22 protein-coding genes and 1 pseudogene are annotated in these 20,943 nt (G+C 50.2%); 14 read left to right on the top strand and 9 right to left on the bottom strand.

Annotated features, from left to right (window positions below):
- The 5 genes from BLS87_RS27965 to BLS87_RS27945 form a co-directional block, all read right to left on the bottom strand.
- Complete coding sequence (locus BLS87_RS27965) at positions 1–222, bottom strand: CbtB domain-containing protein (RefSeq protein ID WP_074757830.1); 222 nt, start codon at positions 220–222, stop codon at positions 1–3.
- A gap of 233 nt (positions 223–455) precedes the next feature.
- Positions 456–995, bottom strand: coding sequence for a hypothetical protein (locus tag BLS87_RS33890; protein ID WP_143024496.1), 540 nt, complete (start codon positions 993–995; stop codon positions 456–458).
- 157 nt (positions 996–1,152) lie between these two features.
- The gene (locus tag BLS87_RS27955) at positions 1,153–1,464 is read right to left on the bottom strand and encodes a tautomerase family protein (protein ID WP_074757826.1); all 312 of its coding nucleotides are present in this window, start codon (positions 1,462–1,464) and stop codon (positions 1,153–1,155) included.
- A gap of 123 nt (positions 1,465–1,587) precedes the next feature.
- Entirely contained in the window at positions 1,588–2,517 is a 930-nt protein-coding gene (locus BLS87_RS27950) for a helix-turn-helix domain-containing protein (protein ID WP_074757824.1), read from the bottom strand.
- A gap of 137 nt (positions 2,518–2,654) precedes the next feature.
- Positions 2,655–3,653: a zinc-dependent alcohol dehydrogenase family protein gene (locus BLS87_RS27945; RefSeq protein WP_208605212.1), complete on the bottom strand. Its 999-nt coding sequence runs from the start codon at positions 3,651–3,653 to the stop codon at positions 2,655–2,657.
- Between the two features lie 149 nt (positions 3,654–3,802).
- Here BLS87_RS27945 and BLS87_RS27940 point away from each other — a divergent pair, with 149 nt between their 5' ends.
- On the top strand, positions 3,803–4,654 hold the full coding sequence (locus tag BLS87_RS27940; protein ID WP_074757820.1) for a LysR family transcriptional regulator: 852 nt from the start codon (positions 3,803–3,805) through the stop codon (positions 4,652–4,654).
- Between the two features lie 237 nt (positions 4,655–4,891).
- A pseudogene (locus tag BLS87_RS34780) lies at positions 4,892–5,005 on the top strand (copper resistance protein CopC); the annotation flags it as partial.
- A gap of 50 nt (positions 5,006–5,055) precedes the next feature.
- On the opposite strand, the gene BLS87_RS27935 reads toward BLS87_RS34780, so the two are convergent.
- Entirely contained in the window at positions 5,056–6,114 is a 1,059-nt protein-coding gene (locus BLS87_RS27935; RefSeq protein ID WP_074757818.1) for a HoxN/HupN/NixA family nickel/cobalt transporter, read from the bottom strand.
- A 592-nt stretch (positions 6,115–6,706) separates the two neighbouring features.
- Positions 6,707–7,660, bottom strand: coding sequence for an MBL fold metallo-hydrolase (locus tag BLS87_RS27930; RefSeq protein WP_208605211.1), 954 nt, complete (start codon positions 7,658–7,660; stop codon positions 6,707–6,709).
- A gap of 735 nt (positions 7,661–8,395) precedes the next feature.
- Between BLS87_RS27930 and BLS87_RS27925 the strand changes: the two genes are divergently transcribed.
- From BLS87_RS27925 to BLS87_RS27905, 5 genes are all read left to right on the top strand, one after another.
- Positions 8,396–8,749 (top strand): SH3-like domain-containing protein, encoded by a 354-nt coding sequence (locus tag BLS87_RS27925; RefSeq protein ID WP_083370777.1) that lies wholly within the window; start codon positions 8,396–8,398, stop codon positions 8,747–8,749.
- Positions 8,746–9,411: a nitrile hydratase subunit alpha gene (locus BLS87_RS27920; protein WP_074757816.1), complete on the top strand. Its 666-nt coding sequence runs from the start codon at positions 8,746–8,748 to the stop codon at positions 9,409–9,411. The genes BLS87_RS27925 and BLS87_RS27920 overlap by 4 nt, the downstream gene beginning before the upstream one ends.
- On the top strand, positions 9,408–9,731 hold the full coding sequence (locus BLS87_RS27915; RefSeq protein WP_074757814.1) for an SH3-like domain-containing protein: 324 nt from the start codon (positions 9,408–9,410) through the stop codon (positions 9,729–9,731). Before BLS87_RS27920 ends, BLS87_RS27915 begins: the two co-directional genes overlap by 4 nt.
- Positions 9,732–9,967: 236 nt before the next feature.
- Positions 9,968–10,432 (top strand): DUF302 domain-containing protein, encoded by a 465-nt coding sequence (locus BLS87_RS27910; protein ID WP_074757812.1) that lies wholly within the window; start codon positions 9,968–9,970, stop codon positions 10,430–10,432.
- Between the two features lie 8 nt (positions 10,433–10,440).
- Positions 10,441–10,959, top strand: coding sequence for a Dps family protein (locus BLS87_RS27905; protein WP_074757810.1), 519 nt, complete (start codon positions 10,441–10,443; stop codon positions 10,957–10,959).
- A 133-nt stretch (positions 10,960–11,092) separates the two neighbouring features.
- Here the strand turns inward: BLS87_RS27905 and wrbA are convergent, their stop codons facing one another.
- A complete protein-coding gene (gene wrbA / locus BLS87_RS27900; protein WP_074757808.1) occupies positions 11,093–11,692 on the bottom strand; it encodes an NAD(P)H:quinone oxidoreductase in 600 nt (199 codons plus the stop codon).
- 465 nt (positions 11,693–12,157) lie between these two features.
- Here wrbA and BLS87_RS27895 point away from each other — a divergent pair, with 465 nt between their 5' ends.
- A complete protein-coding gene (locus BLS87_RS27895; protein WP_074757806.1) occupies positions 12,158–12,397 on the top strand; it encodes a DUF2789 domain-containing protein in 240 nt (79 codons plus the stop codon).
- 79 nt (positions 12,398–12,476) lie between these two features.
- Here the strand turns inward: BLS87_RS27895 and tehA are convergent, their stop codons facing one another.
- Positions 12,477–13,496, bottom strand: a complete 1,020-nt coding sequence (gene tehA / locus BLS87_RS27890) for a dicarboxylate transporter/tellurite-resistance protein TehA (protein WP_074757804.1) — start codon at positions 13,494–13,496, stop codon at positions 12,477–12,479.
- 365 nt (positions 13,497–13,861) lie between these two features.
- On the opposite strand from tehA, the gene BLS87_RS27885 reads away from it, so the two are divergent.
- The 6 genes from BLS87_RS27885 (at position 13,862) to BLS87_RS27860 (ending at position 20,524) form a co-directional block, all read left to right on the top strand.
- The gene (locus BLS87_RS27885) at positions 13,862–14,191 is read left to right on the top strand and encodes a hypothetical protein (RefSeq protein ID WP_083370776.1); all 330 of its coding nucleotides are present in this window, start codon (positions 13,862–13,864) and stop codon (positions 14,189–14,191) included.
- On the top strand, positions 14,188–14,901 hold the full coding sequence (locus BLS87_RS27880) for an aquaporin (RefSeq protein WP_074757800.1): 714 nt from the start codon (positions 14,188–14,190) through the stop codon (positions 14,899–14,901). Before BLS87_RS27885 ends, BLS87_RS27880 begins: the two co-directional genes overlap by 4 nt.
- A gap of 844 nt (positions 14,902–15,745) precedes the next feature.
- On the top strand, positions 15,746–16,576 hold the full coding sequence (locus BLS87_RS27875; RefSeq protein WP_074757893.1) for an alpha/beta fold hydrolase: 831 nt from the start codon (positions 15,746–15,748) through the stop codon (positions 16,574–16,576).
- Positions 16,577–17,090: 514 nt separating this feature from the next.
- On the top strand, positions 17,091–17,516 hold the full coding sequence (locus tag BLS87_RS27870) for a nuclear transport factor 2 family protein (protein ID WP_074757798.1): 426 nt from the start codon (positions 17,091–17,093) through the stop codon (positions 17,514–17,516).
- A gap of 872 nt (positions 17,517–18,388) precedes the next feature.
- The gene (locus BLS87_RS27865; RefSeq protein WP_074757796.1) at positions 18,389–19,039 is read left to right on the top strand and encodes a response regulator transcription factor; all 651 of its coding nucleotides are present in this window, start codon (positions 18,389–18,391) and stop codon (positions 19,037–19,039) included.
- A gap of 537 nt (positions 19,040–19,576) precedes the next feature.
- A complete protein-coding gene (locus tag BLS87_RS27860; protein ID WP_074757794.1) occupies positions 19,577–20,524 on the top strand; it encodes a LysR family transcriptional regulator in 948 nt (315 codons plus the stop codon).
- The last annotated feature ends 419 nt before the right edge of the window (positions 20,525–20,943 follow it).

Genomic DNA, 20,943 nt, shown 5'->3' with positions numbered 1-20,943 from the left:
TCAATGGCAGGGGAAACCCAAGAGATGGCGACTGTCGTGTACGAACTCGTGCACGTAAGCGCCATTAAAAATAGCAATTGCACCTTGCTCCACCCCTACAAAGTAAATTCCCAGCATAAGAAGCAAGCCAATGAAAATCGCCCATGGCAAAATTTCAGCTGGTGAAAATTGGGGAAGGGACACACTTGAGTTCAATGGGTTCGCAGCAGAATCATGTGTCATATACACCTCATTATTAACGCGCGCAAAGCCGCAACTGAGTCGAGAAACTCATCAACTGCGGCCAGGAGCTAGAAGTTTTTATCAAACTAAGATCTAAGGTCTGGCAGCCTTGGGTTAAACTTCCCAACTCTCAGCGTGAGAGGGAAAACAGTTACAACTTTAGATATATTTAAGAGCGACAGCCTCGCTCTCACGTATGGATCAATTGTTCAATGACGCCACTGTATCGGAACCTATACCACCGATCTTAAATTTGGTTGTATTCCCGGCAACTTGATTTGCTCCCACGTGATCCGAACCATCAGACGCAACTGCGCCAGCACCCACGTGATCCGATCCATCAGATGCAACTGCTCCAGCACCAACGTGATCCGAACCGTCGGACGCAACTGCTCGAGCACCGACGTGATCCGAACCATCGGACGCAACTGCTCCAGCACCACGTGATCCGAACCATCGGACGCTGCTCCAGCACTGACATGATCAGATCCATCGGACGCCAATGCTCCGGCGCCCACGTGGTCGGAACCATCAGCGGCTAACGACTTGGTGCCATCATGATCGCTACCGTCGGCTGCGACCCGAGCAGTCCCATGTTCCGCACCGCTACGGGCTACGGCGCCTGCACCAACGTGACCTGCACTATCTGAAGCACCGGGCGAAGTCGTTACTCGTTTAACGGAAGGCGCTGGAACACTTAATGGCGTTAGAGGGCCTAAAGCATATATACCAATTGTTAATAATGCCAGTATGGAAAAAATCTTGCTGCTCATGATTTCTTTCCCTCGCACCCTCGCACGGCGCGTTCAGCTTTTATCAAGCCTAATTATTTCGACCCACCATAAACTTGATGGATGATATGACCCAACTTGTTCAAGTTTACTCGCTTGAACTTATACTGTGATGACAACATTAAAAACAGTCTGCCAATCAAGGCTTATATATTTTTTTCACCGGCAAGGCCCGAGAAAATTCAGATTTGGAAGTCGGATTCCCATCAATCATTTCGAAAATTTTTTTCGAATTCGCAAGATTCTGCATGATTGAACCGGCTCCACTGAATGGACGTCCCGCTATGTACCAACAGTCCGATGGTAATTCCTCGATCATTACCCAAACGACCTCGCGAAAAGCCTCGGATCCCTCGTACTTGACCATGACTTCAGTTAAGTCTTTGGCCATCGCATGCTTTTCTTCACGAGTGAAGCTACCGTCCGTGAGCTTTACACTGACTAAAGGCATTTAGGACACCTCCGGCGTCGACGGCACCTGGTAACGCGAGTGCCGTCTTGCGGTTTGAGCTACAGGTAAAAAATAAGCAATTCTCACGTTCGGATCTTGAACAAATCACTCATTATTTGCTGATTACAACGGCCGCATCTCAAAATCGACGCATGGCGCTGTGATTTTCCGCCGCCAAACTCCTGGCGAAATACCAATGACTTTTTTGAAGACCCGTGTGAAATGACTCTGATCAGCAAAGCCACAGCGGCAGGCGACGTCGGCAAGGGTCAGTGAATGGCACCCACGCAAAAGGTCGCAGGCAAGAAAGATGCGTCGTTGGACTAGCCAACGATGTGGAGGAGTTCCGACGGTAGCAGCAAAAGCTCTCGAAAAATGGGCGATGGATAGGTTGCATGCCTTCGCCACGGATTCTAAACATATTTCACCCTCCAACTGCTTACTCATCATTTGCTTAGCGCGTCGCTCCTGCCATCGAGCAAGCGTACCGGGTACAATCATCCTCCCGGGAGAAAACTCGTCACGCCCCAATATGTGTGCGTGGAGTACGGCCGCCAAATGCTGCGCGAATAATGGAGTGAGTTTTTCAGGTCTTTCCAACGCGAGCAAAGCAAGCTTGATCAGTCCCTCTATAACCGGGTCAACTTCACAATGAAAGCAATCTAGTTCGGCGGAGGCGACTTGACTGTTCAGAGTTTGTGCATTACCGGATACTGAGTCCGTTGGCGACAAATCGACCTCTGTAGAGCTAGCCAAGTAAGCACACTGCTCCCCATCCAGGTCGATAAAAAAGATGCCGCCCTTAGGGATTACCTCACCTGAAAGCGCACTCGTATTCATCCAGAGCTGATGGGAAGCTAACTCTTTCAGCTTTACTGCAACAAGCACCGCCTTTCTTTTACAAGGTGCGAAAAACTCAAAACCGGTACGATCAGGGCCGTCCTCGTAGACTGAAAGCTCACTTTTTTTCTGGGGGGCATTCTTAGGAAAGTTGTTCAGGTTTACATTAAAGTTCTGCACCGGCTTTATTGAAGTAAGTGTTCCACCAGACATGGTAATCACCGCGCGCCAAAAGTTGACGCAAAGTTAGGGCTGCCAAAGCGGTCGCATGCCATCACCACCCCTTCAGTAGAGTAGTATATGGTTGAGACTGCCGCCTCCATTCGGCGCATTACGCCGCACTATTACACCTATATACCGATGTCGATGATGAGTTTTCCATTGCCCGCACCATCGGTGAAAGCGGCATGCGCTTCATCGACAGATTGTAGTCCAAATCGACGCGCATCCATGCGGGGCAGCAGCAATCCAGACTCCACCAGACGACTGGCTTCCCTCAACATTTCACCGAGGTGAGACTTCCCTTCTCCTGAGAGCAACGGAAGTACCGGAAACACCGCTGAGAAAATCGCTCCTCTCACCGAAAGCGAAGCGAGGCAATGCTCTCGCCATCCCAACGTACTGATTACATGACCTTTTTGCCTGACAGCTCGAAATGAATTATTGAGACTTTCGCCTCCAATGGTGTCGTAGACGATGTCAAAACCTCGCCCTCGGGTGTATTGAGAGACGTATTCCTCAACGGTCATGCAGTCACTGTTAATTGCCGTCGCGCCCGAATCTTCCACTAGATGAAGCCGATCTGGCGTTTCAGTAGCGAAAACCTTCGCCCCTAATGCATTAGCGATTTGAATCGCCAAGTGACCGACATCACTTGAGCCGCCCTGGATTAGGAGCGTTTGGGAGCTCTGCAGACCTGCTCTCTCGACGAGACCTTCCCATGCAGAAATGAAGGGCATCGGAAGCGCGGCCGCTTCACGCATACATAGATTGGTAGGTTTTAACGCAAGCAACCGAGCGTCGATGCACGCGTACTCGGCAAGAGTCCCCTGGATTCCGGCGACCCCGCCCGTCATGCCATACACCTCATCACCAGGTCGAAAAGATGCATGAGCGGAACCAGTGCCCACAACTATTCCGGCAAAATCACTGCCAAGAATGGCGGGTAAGGCATGCCGTAGGTATGGAGCCTTGCCGCTACGAATAGCAAGATCTAAAGAATTAACCCCGCTAGATACGATTTTGACCAATACTTCTCCCGGTTGAGGAACAGGAAGGGCAACACTGGCGTATCGAAACTGCGAGTCGTAAGTCTCAAGAATTGCGGCTCTCATTGAACTCATCTGCATGACACGGGGACACTTTTTCTTAGATGATTTACGGTATCCTTGCCACGGTTAGAGGAAAACCAACGAGATTGCATTTCAGCTATGCGATTTTGAATGAATCGCAGGGTTGCCTTACGAGTATCGTATCGCCCCAAAAATAGGAGCCAAATGTGGAATGGAGTGACGTACGTGTTTTCCTGGCTATCGCTCGCAATGGCACACTCGGCGCTGCGGCTCGAAAACTAGGCCGAACTCAACCTACCATGGGTCGCCGGCTAAATGCCCTTGAGGACGCAATCGGCCAAAAGCTTTTCCAACGAACAAATGACGGCTTTTTACTGACGGACGAAGGCGCAGCTCTACTGGAGCATGCCGAGCGAATCGAAGAGGAAATGTTTGCCTTCCAGCGAAAAATCGCAGGCGAAGAAAAGCACCTGGAGGGGACATTGCGCATTACGTCTTCGGAATGGTTTGGCGCACACTATTTAACGCCAGTTCTGGTCGAATACGCTCAGTCTAACCCTAATGTCACGATTGAGTTGCTGACTGACCCACGTTTTTTGAGCCTGTCGCACCGCGAGGCTGATGTAGCATTTCGTGCCAGACCGTTTGATGAATCGGACGTAGTTTCTCGGAAATTGCTACGCATTCATTATGATCTGTTTGCACTTAAGGGGACTAAGCACCCTGTGCCTGGCGACGGCGCCGGTACGGCACTTATCACTATGAACGCAGAACTGGAGTCAATGCCCGAGGTCGCTTGGCTGAAACGCCTACTTCCCTACGCACATGTGGCACTCCGCAGTAATGATCGAGACGTTCAGGCATTGATGTGCGCCCAAGGTGGAGGACTGGCGATATTGCCGAGAACTTTAGGGTCTAGCTTTCCGCAATTGGAACCGGTCGACTTGGGAGAGGAATTACCTTCAAGGGTGACCTGGATTGGTTACCACCGTGACCTAAGGCGCCTAAAACGTCTGAGGGTTTTACTCGACTTAGTCATTGAGCGACTCGCAGACTGAGTATTCCGCCGGTCGAAAACTGAAAAAAATTAAATGGATGACTCGAACAGAAGGTAATGCCGTGAACGACTAAGATGCGATTGGTCGCTAACAGAGAGAAGTTCTCGCCTTCATCTGTCTGCATCAGCACCGTTAATCTAATTATCCTCTCACAATCCCTACCGGGCTCATCTAAGCTAGTCAGTACCGTCCGACCATTTCAACTACGGCGCTCTAGCATTAGGGACAATGGTGTCCATCACCACTCCGGATCAGCCGCTAGAAGCAGACGCATACTGAGTTGAATGGCACGCCGTGTCGGTCGAAACCCACAAGAGCGAAGGCAGTTATACCTTCAAGATAAGCAACTGATACTGCCCAAGCCTGTGCGTTCAGCAATTGGCTGAACGCACAGCGCTGATTCAGGATCCGGCCAGCTCCAGCTTATCGAACCCCTTCATCTTGTAAATGATCATCGACAGTGCCCAACTTCCGGCGAAGATCGCAATAATGACGTAGCCCAGCGTGCCAAAGTTTTCGTTGAGCACCCCAACGAAGTCCCAGACAGCGCCCTGCGGCGAATACTCTTCTTCGATCAAACCCAGCGCTTCAATCGTGCCCACTACCAGCGCAACGACTACCGAAACGAGCGTGATGGTCATGTTGTAGTAGATCTTGCGGGCCGGCTTCATGTAAGCCCATCCATAGGCGCCGAGCATCAAGTGGCCGTCCAGCGTGTCGACCAGTGACATACCTGCACTGAACAGCAACGGAAAAACCAGCACTGACCAGGGCGACAGTCCTTGAGACGCCTGCGTAGCCGAGATACCAAGCAGGCTGATTTCTGTTGCAGTGTCGAAGCCAATGCCAAACAAGAAGCCGAGCGGGAACATTTGCCAACTGCGGCTGATCAGCCGAAACAGCGGCTTGAGCAAGCGCGATAGGAAACCACGATTGGCCAGCACAGTGTCGAAATCATCATCAACATACCCGCCGCCGTTCTTGAGTTTGCGCCAGGCCTTGTAGATCGACGTGAAGATGATCAGGTTAGTGAGCGCGATGACCAGCAGAAACACGGCTGACACTGTGGTGCTCACTACACCGCCAATGGCTTTGTAATGTTCGAATCCCTCTCCCAACGCCAATGCCGCGAACGCGACGCCTATGGCGGCCAGGATGACCACGCTGGAGTGGCCGAGCGAAAAGAAAAATCCTACGCTGACGGGCCTCTTGCCCTCTTGCATCATCTTTCGGGTGACATTGTCGATCGCGGCGATGTGGTCGGCATCAACGGCGTGACGCAAGCCGAACCCATACGCTAACAGTGCCGTCCCGAGCAAAACCGGCTGTCCATGAAACTCCAAAAGCGCCCATCCCCAAGCGACGACGTTGAGACCTATGAGCAGTCCGTAAATGGACAAAAGCTTAGCTTTTACAACTCCGCTGGAGGCAGAAAATTGGCGTTTCAGCTTTGAAATCATGGGTGTTCTCCACGGGATTTCGCGTCCCATTTGAAGCGTGAATGAAAAGAAAGGTCTGGCTCGGTGAGCGGATTGAATCCGCTCACGCATACAGTGGCGCGACCGCGCCGGATTCCCACCGGCTTCTTTCTCGCAGCTCACCACTCAACCGAGAGGGAAGGCTTGGGCCGGAGCATGCAGTAACTGATACCGATGGACAATGAAACAATTTGAGACGTTCATGTTTGAGAGGCTCATTACAATCCAGTCGTAAAGACCGTTCCGCTCTTGACGCACTGGCTGAACGCTCCATCGTGTAATCCAGCCAACACCGGTTCACTGGTCGGTTCTGCTGGAATGCGCATATCAGGATAGAATCAATACTGCAGGTTCATGGGAGCTAGGTACGCAGCGCTCCAAATTGATGTAAGGCGTAAGATTCCGATGCTGGTTGGGTGAGGCGTAAGAAAATGCTCGACCGGCGACCGCTATCAGCCATCATTGGACGCTCCAAGCGTTTACGAGCCCAGTTTGCTATTCATCCTGAGTGCCCCGGACGCTTACCGTGGTGATGCCCTGGCGGTGTGAGGCCCTCACACCGCAAGCGCCCCAATCACATTCCTTGATACACCAGTCTGGTGAAGAAGTCGGGATTGATCACGAACTGACCCCACTTAGCATCAAAATCTTTTGTTGGTTTAGCAGCAATAACCTGCTCCAAAGTTTTCCCTTGCTTCTTCAACGCCGCTACATTGTCACGAATGCTCGACAACATCTCCCTGAACTCAACCAGCTCTTTACGGCCACTCACTTCACCATGACCTGGAACGATTTGTGTGTTTTCACCGGCAACCTTTAGAGCTACATCAACGGCCTTGATCGCGCCGCCGATGTTTCCGCCATGCTCGTTATCGATGAATGGATAAACCCCATTCCAGTAAAGATCGCCTAAAAACAAAACGTCAGCTTGCTTGAAGTAAACAAACGCGTCGCCATCTGTATGCGCCGGTTTGACCGGAGTCACAATGATGTCTTGGCCGTTAAATTTGAAAGTCTTCGGTTTCGTGATTACAACTGAAGGAATGCCGCCCTTCGGAAAAGGAGGAAATGTAAAGTCCCAATCATCTACACGAGAGGTTGTGGACATATGTTTTACAGTGTTTGGAGTACCTGCAATTGTAGCGCCGGTAGCATGCAACCATTCGTTACCATCGGTGTGATCCCAATGCCAGTGTGTGTCGACAACATATTTAACAGGTTTGGAGCTGATTTTAGCCAAAGCTGCTTCAATTCTCGGCTTCGATACCGCGATCCCCGCATCGATCATGAACTTTCCTTCGGGCCCATCCATTACTCCAATGTTGCCACCGGAGCCTTCTAGAACGCTGATGTTGTTTCTTAACGGCACAGTGGTGATGGCGGATTTAGCGGCTTCGGCATTAATCATCTTCACCGGGCTCTCAGCCCACGCACCGCCCGCCATCAAGGACAAGCTTGACACCACTACCGCCAGATTAGCAAAAGCAGATTGATGAGGTTGTTTTTTCAATATGTTTTTTGTCGGCATTTCACGTTCCCCTTACGCAGAAAAATATCAAGATCGTCAGATACCCATTTGTCGCACCGTAAAGATAGTAACGAATGGGTCAGATTCTCAATTGATGACCTGTCGTAAAAGAGAATAAGAGTCTTACGAATTGACCGTATTGATCGTTTTTGCGCAAAGTTGACTTTTTGCGTGGTACATCTTCAAACGCTGTCGGGTGGAAGCGTTACACCTTTCTGCCGGATTTATCCAAGCGACGAAGCGTCTGCTCCGCCCTTGGGCGGCCTAGTACACATATCCTTCATTGAGCTCGCGAAACGGCGCCAGACGAACAACTTCCCCCGTAAAACCCCAGGATGGCGCTTACAGTATTCCCTCCCAACCTGACACGCCGTTGGCTCGCGAAAGCCGCCATGAAGGGCTGGACTGTAGGACGATCTATAGCTGCTGGACGACGCGTCTTTCAGTCGGTCGAGACCTAAGCGCTCACCACCATTGGCCTAAGGGAGGGAGTCCTGATGCCGAATCGAATCTCAATGGCCGAAAAATACAAACTGCGATCCATTCATAATGCAACGTCCTACCGCAGCGCCGTAGAAGTCAAATGTGCTGAATTTTTACAAGAAACAGGCAAGCCCAAGTGACAGTATTCCGATCCGAACCAGCTATCTCGAAAAATCGATCCTAAGCGGGGGGTGCCACATACGCATGGCTGCCTCTACCTGCAAAGGCCGAGCCATTTGGAGGGGCCTACACATGGCGATAATTCCGAAAACACACCCGACCTACTTACTTGATGTCACATCGGCACTCAATGAACGACCAGCCTTTGGTGTCGGCGACCGCGTGAGGGTTTTAGTCCGATTCCCCGTGGGACACTACCGGGTGCCAATCTATCTGCGCGGCAAAAAAGGGATTGTGGAGTCGATCATTGCTTCACCTTATGTGGACAATGAAACCGAAGGGTTCGGCCATAACGCGGGCTCAAGACTTCACTATTACCGCATAGCATTCCCTATGACGGAAATCTGGAGCGATTACGTGGGAACTCAAACGGACAGTGTGCGCATAGAAGTTTATGAGACTTGGCTAGAAGAGGATGCAAAATGAAACAACATGCCCACACTGAAAAGCACGACCACTCTCACGATCATCCGCACGAAGAGATCAGCCAAACGGCGAAACCGAGTTATTACGAAATTATGGAAACTGCGGTTCGGGAGCTTCTGTGTGAGAAGAAAATAATCCATTCGAGCGAGATACGCCGTCAGATTGAGGTGCTGGACTCACGCACTCCAGCCTTGGGCGCCAAAGTAGTCGCCCATGCGTGGGTGGATCCCGGATTCAAGGCTCGTCTGTTAGAAGATGGACGGAAAGGCTGCGAAGAGTTGGGCATCAGCTTCTATGATGATACCGAGTTGATTGTTTTGGAAAACACAAAGAAGGTGCACAATTTAATCGTGTGTACCCTGTGTTCCTGCTATCCGCGTCCTGTGCTTGGTTTACCACCGGATTGGTACAAGCTAAAACCCTATCGCGCCCGGGCAATCCATGAGCCGAGAGCGGTACTGGCAGAATTCGGTACCATAATCCCAGACGATGTAGAGATCCGCGTCAGCGACTCCACAGCCATCGTCCGCTTCCTCGTTCTCCCCATGCGTCCCGACGGCACAGACAATTTCACCGAGGAGCAACTCGCTACCCTCGTCACCCGCGACGCCATGATTGGCGTCGTGCCTGCCCTTAATCCTCCAGAGGAGCAGAAGAAATGAGCACTGAAGAATTGATTAAACGTCTTCCGAATGACATTGGGGGCATGCCCGCTGACCCTATCGTACAGGTGGAGCACGCCCTGGAGCCTTGGGAGAAACGTTGCCATGCACTTGCCGACGTTATCGATTTTCACAAGATCCTTAGCACGGAGGAAAAGCGTCGTGGGGTGGAAGCCCTCGGAAGCGAGGTGATCGGCAAGCTGTCGTATTACGAACGCTGGATCGTCGCTTTCGCCAATATTTTTTTTCAAAAGGGCATTCTCACGCCGACTGAGCTTGCGCAGAAAATGGCAGAAGTCGAAGCACGCGAAATAGGTTAGTGGATTCAGTAAGCTCCGCCAAGAGGATATCGACCATCGCTGTCGATATCCTCCTGGCCCGCATTTGAATCTGTCCGCAGATCACTTCGCAGTGAACGTAAGTGGATGTTTTTTGAACACAGCACAAGACAATACATTTTGGATAAAAACTAAGGGGACTGCTTAATACTCTGGTAGTCAAATGCAGCAACTTTCGCGTGGGATTGCTAGAGTTTTCGACAACGAGGACTTTTGGAATGGACATCGATGGCTTAGTAACACGAGTAAGCAAAAATAACTGGGCAGACACAGCAGAACGCCTCCTTGACGCAATCAGGCAACTTGGCATTGAACCTGTTGCGCGCATTAATCAAGCTGCCGCCGCACAGAAAGCGGGGCTTTCCCTGCTTGCCTCCGAAGTCATTATCTTCGGAAACCCAGCGGTGGGTACGTATTTGATGCAGTCGGCTCCAACAATAGCGCTCGAGCTCCCCCTTAAAATCCTCGTCTGGCAGGACGAATCGGGGACTACTAATGTCTCTTACAACCAACCGCAGTGGTTGGCGAATCGGCACGGTCTCAGAGGCCACGAAGAGCGTATCCGGGCAATCAGCCAAATGATGAAAGATTTGGCAGCGATCGCGGTCACGTCGAAGTTAACAGATCAGGAGAATCCTGATATCGCTACCCTCCCAAGCTCGATAAATAACAAAATTCAGTAAGGAGAATCATGAATAACGGTGAGCGTGGAAGGTCGCGTCTTCAGTCAGAGCTAATCACGGTCAACGACCTGAACCGAAACGATATATTGGAATTAACCAACACTTTGAATGCGTTGCTCGCAGACGTGTTTGCTCTCTACCTGAAAACGAAAAACTTTCACTGGCATATGTCAGGGCCTCATTTCAGGGATTTTCACCTGTTACTGGACGAGCAAGCAAACCAGATTTTCGCATCCACTGACGCCATCGCGGAGCGAGTCCGGAAAATAGGGGGTACGACCATCCGCTCTGCCGGCCATATCGGACGCATCCAGCGTCTGAAAGACAATGATGCGGGCTTTGTTGCGCCAGACGAAATGCTGGCGGAGTTGCGCGACGACAATATCCTTTTAGCAGGTTTTATGAGAACGGCGCATAAGCTGTGTGATCAGTATGGCGACATCGCAACGGCGAGCCTGATTGAAAATTGGCTGGATGAAACAGAGCTGCGCATTTGGTTTCTCTTTGAGTCGGGAAGAAAAAGTTGATCATTAGATTGACTCTGGATTAGCTCATAAAGACCGCCTGTGATGATCCAGGCGGTTCCGTGAGTGGGTTTTGATCTTGCGCAATACGCAGTAACGCATCCAAGTGGCGCGGCAGTGTACCCTCCGATCAATATCAGCGGTTGAGCTTGATTGCAACATTGGCAATAAGTTCACCTTGATGACGGGCTCCATCAAGATCGATCGCTGTCGGTTGGCGAGAGCCATCGGGGCCAGCGACTGTTGTAGCCCCATAAGGCGCACCACCGACAATTTCATCAACGTTCATCTGGCCTTGGTGGCTGTAAGGGAGCCCCACGACAGTAATACCAAAGTGCAACAAGTTAGTGATAATAGAGAAAAGGGTTGTTTCTTGCCCACCGTGCTGAGTACCCGAAGACGTGAACGCCCCACCCACCTTTCCATTCAACGCCCCACGGGCCCACAGCCCTCCAGCCTGGTCAAGAAAAGCCGCCATTTGCCCACTCATCCGCCCAAAACGCGTGCCGGTGCCGATGATAATCGCATCATAGTGCTCGAGCTCATCAATGGTTGCGATTGGGGCCTGTTGATCGAGCTTGAAGTGGGACTTCGTCGCAATGGCATCGGGTACGGTCTCGGGCACCCGTTTGATATCAACTTGCCCGCCGGCATTTCTCGCGCCTTCGGCCACCGCTTGAGCCATTGTTTCGATATGACCATAGGACGAATAGTAAAGAACGAGAACTTTAGCCATGAGAGTGACTCCTCGATTTCGCGCTCGGAACGGCGCGACAAGTCGTAATTTCCCATGAACAAGATTTTTAAAATAGAACATTACGGACGATTTTGTACGACTTTCTAGCCAGCTGCAGATACGCCCAGATAATAGTGCGTTTGGAAGAATGTCATAACCAGAAAGCCTTTAATCGTGGCGAAACATGCTGTTAAAAAATCTGTCAACAGCACATTCGCTACGCCATAGCCCCGCCAACAACAGATTGAAAAATCTGAAGATTTTTCTGTGCTGCACCATGAACGGCTAGAAACACTCTCCCTATTCAATAAGTACAATTCTAATCGAAACGTTCAATAATAGTTGATGTGTTAGGTTTATATTAGCATGGCACTCAAGCTAAGTGCGAGGCTGAATCGATCAGTCCTATGGTGCGATCCACACAGCTCATTCGATAGCGAACCACCCATTCAGCAAGGAGATAATATGGAACTGTCAAAACAAACCTTGACCAATCTATTTGAACAGCTGGGTCTTCCGTCTGATCAAGCGAGCATAAATCAATTCGTTTCTACACATTCTCCGCTGCCCCGAGATATGCTTTTGTCCGAAGCCTTGTTTTGGACACCTGAACAAAAACTGCTACTCAAAGAAGAACTGCAGAATGATGCAGACTGGGCTCACACTGTGGACGAATTGAACGCAATGCTGCATAACAAGGGTTAAATGCTAGCTCCCACATTCGCAGCCTAGCCTCCGAAAATCAAAGATTTCCGGAGGCAGTTAAGCGAATTCTCCTCAAAAACTAAGTTCCTGCAGCGAAAGCTTGCTGTTTGAACAGCCGGCCTATCATTAAAAGCCAAGCGGTTAGAATAAACAGAAAAATAACTGCTACATTCGCTAAGATAAATATAAATGGTGCGGCACTGGCGAAAAAGCTATGCGGCGCAATCGTTCCTGCACGCATGCAAGCGAGGGTTACGGCAGTGATACCAAAACTGAACGCCCAAAATGAAGGATTTAACCCCGACCTCCAAAACCAGGGTAGCAGTCTCATTAGGAACAACAGTTGCACAAACCCATACCCCATCAGACTGAAGAAGAACAAGTCAACCTCTCCACCAGAGACACCGAGGTAAGCGACTGCCCCTACAACGGGCGGCGCCAACTGAATACCTAAGGTCGGCCGTATGGCAGGGCTGAGCTCATCTTCAACTAACAAGCGATTAATTATCGTCGACTCCAGCGCCAACCATGAAAATAGGCCGGCCCCAAATAGCAATTTACCGAAATCAATATAACCGATCCCCGCCAGCGCTATGGCTGAGACAAAATTACCAGCGACTGATGGCAAGTAAATGACTGCGGTGGTGTCTTTCAGTCTGCGACCTCCACGCCACATACCGCCAAACCTGTACATCGAAAACCCTAGTTGACCAATCACAGAGAGCACGATCAACATCACTGCTAACGCAGGAAAAAATGCGTAAATCCACATTGCGACGAGCAACGTTGATAAAGGCAAAAGACCAATAAAACAGCATTGAACGGGATGATTCAGTTCGGCCAAAGCAAAATCTTTTTGGAAAAACCATTTATAGATAAACCCAATAACTAATGCAAACCATATAACTGTAGTTAATCCACACAGCACGTCCGGTATCCAATGTGACACCTCCCAATAGGATTGCGCCATGTGCCAGCAATTACCCAGACCCGCCATCCCCAACACAATCCCAAATGAAGAAGCAGGTACGACAGTACGACTTTCTGCAACATTACTCCCTAACGGCTGTGCTTGAGTATGTACAATAAATTTTTCCATTATGGCCAGTCTGCTCAATTAATATAATTCGTGGGACAAAATTCGAAACAGAAGCTTATTCAAACCATTGTATATTTTCTATGTTAGAAAAATCGGTGTATTGACCTTTTCTTGCAAAATTAGAACGTTTGCGTCATGGGATCAGTAAACTCTGTGGATAATATAAACTTGAGTCGAAAGCACTACAAAACAGAAGCGGACAAATTTGCTGAAAACTATCAAGAATTTAGTAATGGATTGATGCGAAAGTTCAAGGAATTAGGTCGTTTTATTTTCGACCCACCCCTCGCAATTAATTTGGCCATCTCCTTATTCCAACGAGTGGTTAACTGAGTGGTTCACATCCGGCCCTGAAGGAGCTCAGCGTGAGAGAGTCAAGCCATGGGGGGCAATCTGCCTCTGTACAATCTGATCATGAACTCCAACTTTGGGTGAAACGCTGCCATGCACTCGGTGATGTCGTTGAATTTCGCAGCCGCATCGACAGCGCCGAGATATGTCGGCGTATCAAAGCACTTGGCCTGGTGTTGGGTACCCAGCTCGTTTGCTACGGGCGCTGGATCGCAACCTTTATCAAAATACTTTTTCAAAAAGAGGTAATTACAGCTGGAGAATTTGCGGCCAACCCCTATCAAGTCAGAGCCAGTGAGTTATTCGAGTCCGCTGAAGCTCAACAGGGGCAACGACGCCTATGAGCACCCCGACCTCGGAAACTACGCCTTGTTTCTTTGAAAAAGATCCCTCCCTCACACTTTCGCGCCGCGCTTTTGCGGAGGGGGTAGGCTCGTTGCTGCTAATGATGGCCGTGACAGGGGCGGCCCTCACAGGGCAACGTATATCCGGAGGTAATTACGAACTCGGCCTAGTCGTCAGCGCTCTCGCCACCAGCGGTGCCCTAGTGGGTTTGATTCTGGCTTTTGGTAGCGTCTCCGGAGGACATTTCAATCCACTCATTACAGGACTGCAATGGCTTTCCGGCCAGCGTTCACTCAGGTGTGCATTGGCGTACATAGGTGGCCAGATCGTGGGGGCATCCCTGGGGGCGCTTTTGGCCAACAGTCTCTTCGACAGCTTGGCCAGCGAACCATTGTCGGTGACGTTGACTTCTAAGTGGGTGATCAGCGAAATAGTCGCAACCTGCGGCCTAATGATCGTTGTGTTCGGCTGCATCAACGGCGGTAAGGCGCTGACGGGGCCGTTTGGTGTGGGGGCTTGGTTATTGGCAGCAATCGTAGCCACACCCTCAGCATCGTATGCCAATCCTGCAATTACCTTGGCGGCCGTACTCGCCTCCGGCCCAGTTGGACTGACTCTACCTTCGGCGACGTGGTATGTCGTAGCAGAAATAGCCGGCGCGCTCCTGGCCTTGGTCATCATTTCATTTGCGTATCCGCGAACGCCCTAATGAGAACGTACCTGTGTCGCGCTTATCAAGCGGCTGACCGCTGCCCAGAAAAAGAGCCAAGCAACCTGTACCCTTGCTCATCTCAAAATGAGTTTTAATTGTTCACCGTGGCTCAAAAGCGCTCGCGCCATTCGGTTTTTTTGGATACCAAGGGCATCCAAAATGGGATCGGCGATGCGGCAATCAGCCCTTTCCCGTCTTGACCCTTGGCGTCGTGCGGGACATTGTCCGAGGGCTGGTGGATCAACTAAATCTTGAGCACCATGGATGCCTTGTAAGCATCGCTAGCCGGTGAAACATTCTACTTCCTATTGTCGGCGTAGCTAGCCACGGTTACGGTCGTGGCCGAATGACGGTTTCGACGCCCACTCTTCCACCCTTTCGCGCTCCGCAATCCCCCACTGTGTACATTACGGCGCATTTCTTCCTCCCTACTTAAGAGGCGCTGAAATCCCGAGACTCGAAAAAGGCTCTATCGCTCGGAATACCTCCTCCTGCGATGCATCATATTGGTGCGTGTGCTTTTTTGGATTTGTACCTCTTTGGAGTGGTTCTGAAGCCAGATTCGTGTTGCGTGACAGCAAGGGTGTACAAAACCGAGCAACGCCGTTCAATAGCTAAACGCCGCGTCGTCAATACTATGAAGTACGTTCTTGGTGAGGAAAAAGCAATGCAGCGAAATTCCGATGACGAGACTTTAAATGACAGCATGGGCGTTGCACTGCCAAGGCGGGACTTCCTCGCCGGTGTTGCCGCAGTGAGCATACTTGCGAATGTCCCATTTGGCGTAATGGCAGCAACCGAAAAGAAGGTTCAATCACATCCAGCGGGGAGTAATTTCGAAATGACCACAATTAAGACCAAAGATGGCACCGAGATTTTCTACAAAGACTGGGGCCCGAAAGACGCCACTCCTGTGATGTTCCACCATGGCTGGCCACTCAGTGCTGACGACTGGGACAACCAGATGATGTTCTTTCTGCAAAAAGGCTACAGGGTTATTGCCCACGATCGGCGTGGACACGGACGCTCGACCCAGACGTGGCAAGGCAATGACATGGATACCTACGCAGCCGACGTGATGGAGCTGACAGATGCGCTCAATCTCAAAGGTGCCATCCACATAGGTCACTCCACCGGTGGTGGCGAGGTTACCCGATACGTCGCGCTCGCCAAACCAGGTCGCGTGGCCAAAGCTGTGTTGATCAGCGCCATACCGCCGGTTATGGTCAAGTCCGCAAAAAACCCGGGAGGACTGGATATCAGTGTTTTCGACGGCCTGCGTACGGCGCTCTTGGAAAACCGTGCCCAGTTCTACAGAGACGTGCCATCGGGCCCGTTCTTCGGCTACAACCGCCCAGGAGCCAAGGTCTCGGAAGGCAACATCAACAACTGGTGGCGCCAAGGCATGATGGGAGGCGCCATAGCTCAATACGAATGTATTAAGGTTTTCTCTGAAACCGACTTTACCGAAGATCTTAAAAAGATTCAGGTTCCTACACTCGTGTTACACGGTGAGGACGATCAGATCGTGCCTTACGAGGACTCCGCGCCTTTGGCGGCCAAGCTGCTGAAACATGGCACTCTCAAAAAGTATCCAGGTTTCCCTCACGGCATGCCCACGACCAACGCAGCTGAAATTAACGCAGATATCTTGGCGTTTATTCGTGGCTAAACGCTGAGGTTATCGACCAGGGGCCAGAGGCTGTAGGAGCCGGGCCTCTGGTTGATGCGACTGATGGCGCCGATTGGCATTGAAAGCGTATGGGTGAATGGCGTGTTTAAGGCGATGACGAAGAGTTTTACTTCGCCAGATGATCAAAAGCATACCATCGCTCAACGCGAACCTTACGTTTAAAGCGAACTCCCCGAGGGGGATGCCATTGTCCCATTGCGTAAGCAAAACATTCCTTGATCGATGGATTGCACGGGTTTGAGACGAAGCAGCTTTGCTCAGCGTAGGCTGTGAACAAGCAAAGGTTTAAGCCTGACTGAATTGCAAAGGCGACTGTATTCATGGGATCCGATCAGTCAAGCTTTTTGACTGACAACGAGCGGTGCGTTGATGGCAAATCTGCACGATTCTCACTATCAAGAATCGGTAAAAAAGTGTTTTTCAGTTTTAATGTAAAGGCACACAGACAACCCAGTTTTTTTAGTTCTATCACCTTGAAAGAGTGGAGGCAGATATGACAAATTCAGAAAATAGCAGAAAGCTGGTTGAAATTACTAAGCTTTATTTCAATAAGGCTGACTCCGGCGACCCCTCTATCTTGGATCTATTTTGTGACGATGTGCAACTATTTTTTCCTAAATTCGGTACGCACACCGGCAAAGCAAAGGTTATTGAGTTCGTGCAGGGACTGAAGAGCAAGCTAGACAGCCTAAATCATGATGTTAGGACTTACAACTATATCGCAAACGGTCAAATAGTTGTCGTAGAAGGTACCGAAAGCGGTGTTGCCAAAAACGGAAAGCATTGGCCAGTGAAAGATCTTTCCGAAGGTAGATTTTGCAATGTATTCGAATTCAAAGGGACGTTGATTTCTCGCCTCCATATTTACGTCGACCCTGATTTTTTAGGTGAGGATAAAGATAGATATTATTGGGGGTAACTTTAATATGAGGGTAGATCGAGATACCTGGATCTCTTATCGGACTGTTCGATAGGCTTTTATGAAGAACATACTTCAATAATTTTGGAATTTAACGACTTAATACAGCCAAACCAATTCGAGCTACAAGCTCTATTTCAGAAGAGTTTATTTTGGCTTTTTTACGCGCCGAAAGTGAGGATAGCTCGATAAATGGGCTTGGGGTGAGACTGGTGTAGTTGCCCACAGAATCCGGTAACGAAACAATGGTCTAGGAAAGCCAAAACGCTAGTTACTCAACCTCTGCTGTAAAAAGACTAAGCGGAAGATCTGCTCAGGTACATCGAAAGTAGAAGTCCATCACAAACGACGAGTTCGTCATCCGCTCACTCCACGCATGACGAGTCACAGTATAAAGTTACCTCTAAACTGTTAGCACTTTAAAAATGAGGCAGCAAGGTACCAGCAAAGCGCTGAACTCGCTCAGTTTTTCCGCTTTCCCTTTCGATTGGTCGGCTGGCATTTCGGCAAGCCGACAAATGGTTACCGCTTGAAGCACTCCCTGATCATCAGATACTCGTTTTGTGCACCTGAGGCAAAAGGCCAAGACACCGATTTCATGGTGAACCAACAGAGCCTTTGAGCGAACTGCGGCTTTGCCTGTCGCTGTTTACCGACTAAAATTTAGCCGGTTATCAATGGTGAATTGCAGCCTTTTCAGACCGTTGATTTAAGAGAATCGCGAGGCTTTTTACACAGGCAAAACCGGAGGCATGGGAATGGGGTTTTCGATTTGCAAATGATTGAAGCCCAAGGTGGTCGTCGTTGAGCGACCTGCGAACAGAGGGAAGGCGCTTATTTCAGCGTCCCCCGCTCAGGACTAAGGAGCCCACTTGAACGAAAAATCTGATTCTGAAAAGCCTCATAGCGATGAGCCAATTGTTTTCGTGATTGATGATGAGGCATCAGTGCGCGTCGCGCTCAGTAGCCTTTTTCGTTCAACGGATGTTCGAGTCGAATCCTTTGCCTCGGCGGCGGAATTCTTAAATCGAGCAGATCCGAAAGCGCCCTGCTGCCTAGTGCTCGATGTTCGTCTACAAGGCACTAGCGGCCTGGATTTCCAACGCCAATTGCTCGATGCAAGTAATAATATACCTATCATATTCATCACAGGGCATGGGGATATCGCCATGACCGTCAAAGCGATGAAGGCTGGAGCCGTGGATTTCTTGGTTAAACCCTTCCGGGATCAGGATCTTCTTGACGCGGTATCAGCAGCCCTAAGATCAGACAAAATAAGGCGGGAGCTCGACAAACATGATGCCCAGATGCATGCCTGTTACAAGTCTTTAACTCCTCGTGAGAAGGAGGTAATGGCCCATGCAGTCAGGGGACTGATGAACAAACAGATTGCGAGCGAAGTCTGTTTGAGTGAAGTTACGGTGAAGATTCATCGTGGTCACGCGATGAAAAAGATGCAAGCAAAATCGTTTGCGGACTTGGTTCGAATGGCAGAAGCATTGGGAATTAACGCAAAGGGATGACCCATCCATTATTTATTTGTTATATCCTTCAGTGTACTACGGCCCTGGATGTGATCCAACAACTCTCGCTCACCTCCTATCGGTTGAGGAAATACACACCCAAAAAACTCCTAGGATTTCTACTGCTAGGAATGGCCCCCCCATCCGGCTTTTTTTCTGCTACCTCCTTCTGGTGTTCCAATATCGTCTGCCCCTACCGTCCCTTCCCCGCTTGATCACCAATTCCCTGTCCAAACTCGCCCCTTCTCTACATGAGCACATGTATAGGGCATACAACATCGACGCCAGCATTACAAACTGCTTCATACTGAGCCTACCTAATCTCATACCGAAGTATTAGGCACTACCACTTGAGCGCTAACAAATTTGCACGTGGGTAGCAGTGTTTATTCGCGCGCCCCGCCCTATGCTAGATTCAATGAACAACAAGAGCGCGTCAGTTTAAATGACGACATAATCAGAACAGTTTTAGATGGCACTAGCCTTCCCCCGCGCCGAGTTTTAGTAACGAGGCTGTAATCTCTAAAGGTGAGAACAATGAACAGATATGACCTCCGAAAAATAGATTTCAGCCTCCTGATCACTTTCGAAGCACTCATGCACGAACGTAATCTGACACGCGTCGCAGAAAAGCTATTCTTGAGTCAGCCGGCAATCAGCGCATCACTGCATCGCTTGCGCCTATACTTTGATGACCCGCTATTTATTCGGATAGGTAGAACCATGGAACCGACGAGTAGAGCGCTTGAAATCCATCAAAATCTAACCCCGGCCTTAGATAGCATGGCTGCCGCACTAAGCTTCGTAAATGATTTTGATCCATTGACGAGCAATGCTGTGTTTCGACTCGGTCTTTCTGATGACGTGGAGTATGCAATGCTACCTGGCCTGCTACGCCACCTGCGCCTGGAAGCGCCTCAGGTGAGTTTGGTGATACGTCGCAGTGATCACTCAATGATCTCCAATCAACTGGCTACTGGAGAAGTGTCCCTCAGCATATGCCAAAGTAGAGATCTTCCAGCCAATGCCAAACGCAAATTTCTCCAAACTATTGTTCCGACGGTGTTGAGCGCGCGCTCAATCGTTGGATCCCTCGATTTAGACGAATACTGCAAACGCCCGCACGTCTCGGTTTCGCTCAGCGGCGAGATGACAGATTACATTGATGAAGCGTTGAGCAGCCAGGGCCGGCAGCGCCAAGTGGTACTAGCCGTACCGCAATACAGTGCCCTTAAAACACTGCTTGAAGACAGTGATCTGCTTGCAGTGGTACCAGAGTACGTTGCGAAAGCCATGGTAGGTCAAGGTGAGTTCCGTATGGATCCCGTGCCCATCAGCCTCCCCTCTCTTGATCTATCGCTGTCCTGGAGCTCCACTCTGGACACCGATCCCTGCGAGCGTTGGCTCCGCTCCAGCATCAGTCATTATCTGTCTGGAACAGGTTTACCTGTTTCCCAAATGACTTTTAATAAAGACGCTGCCTAGAAACCAATTAGAAATCGAAGCCGTATCGTTCAAGGCACATTCAGGCAGATGGGCTAAGAGTAGGTTGAGGATGCTACTCGGGAGGACACCCATGGTATCGCGTGGGGCAATCGCTAGTTTCCTCACACTTCCGAACGACGTCCCAACATGTGAAGAGGCTTTCTTCTGGCTCAAGCGAAAGCGCTCAATGGAGAAGTGCCATGTCATCTCGACACACAGATATTCTGGGCTTCGCTCGATCAGCCAAATCAGAACCCACTCCATTTGTGAACGCAGCTGTGCAAGCGGAGCGCGCCGGCGTGAGGATGGAAGCCCGCAGGGCCAAGACGGCCATTCATGGCCAGGCTTGGTTCACGACAGCCGTCCCCGCAGGGGCACGTTAACCCGCCATGTTCGCTACGAGCCGCTGAGCTACCCCA

This window comes from Pseudomonas abietaniphila, from assembly GCF_900100795.1.
In the GTDB taxonomy this organism is placed as follows: domain Bacteria; phylum Pseudomonadota; class Gammaproteobacteria; order Pseudomonadales; family Pseudomonadaceae; genus Aquipseudomonas; species Aquipseudomonas abietaniphila.
The sequence above is the reverse complement of the archived record's forward strand: the minus strand, read 5'-3'. Positions and strand labels throughout refer to the sequence as shown.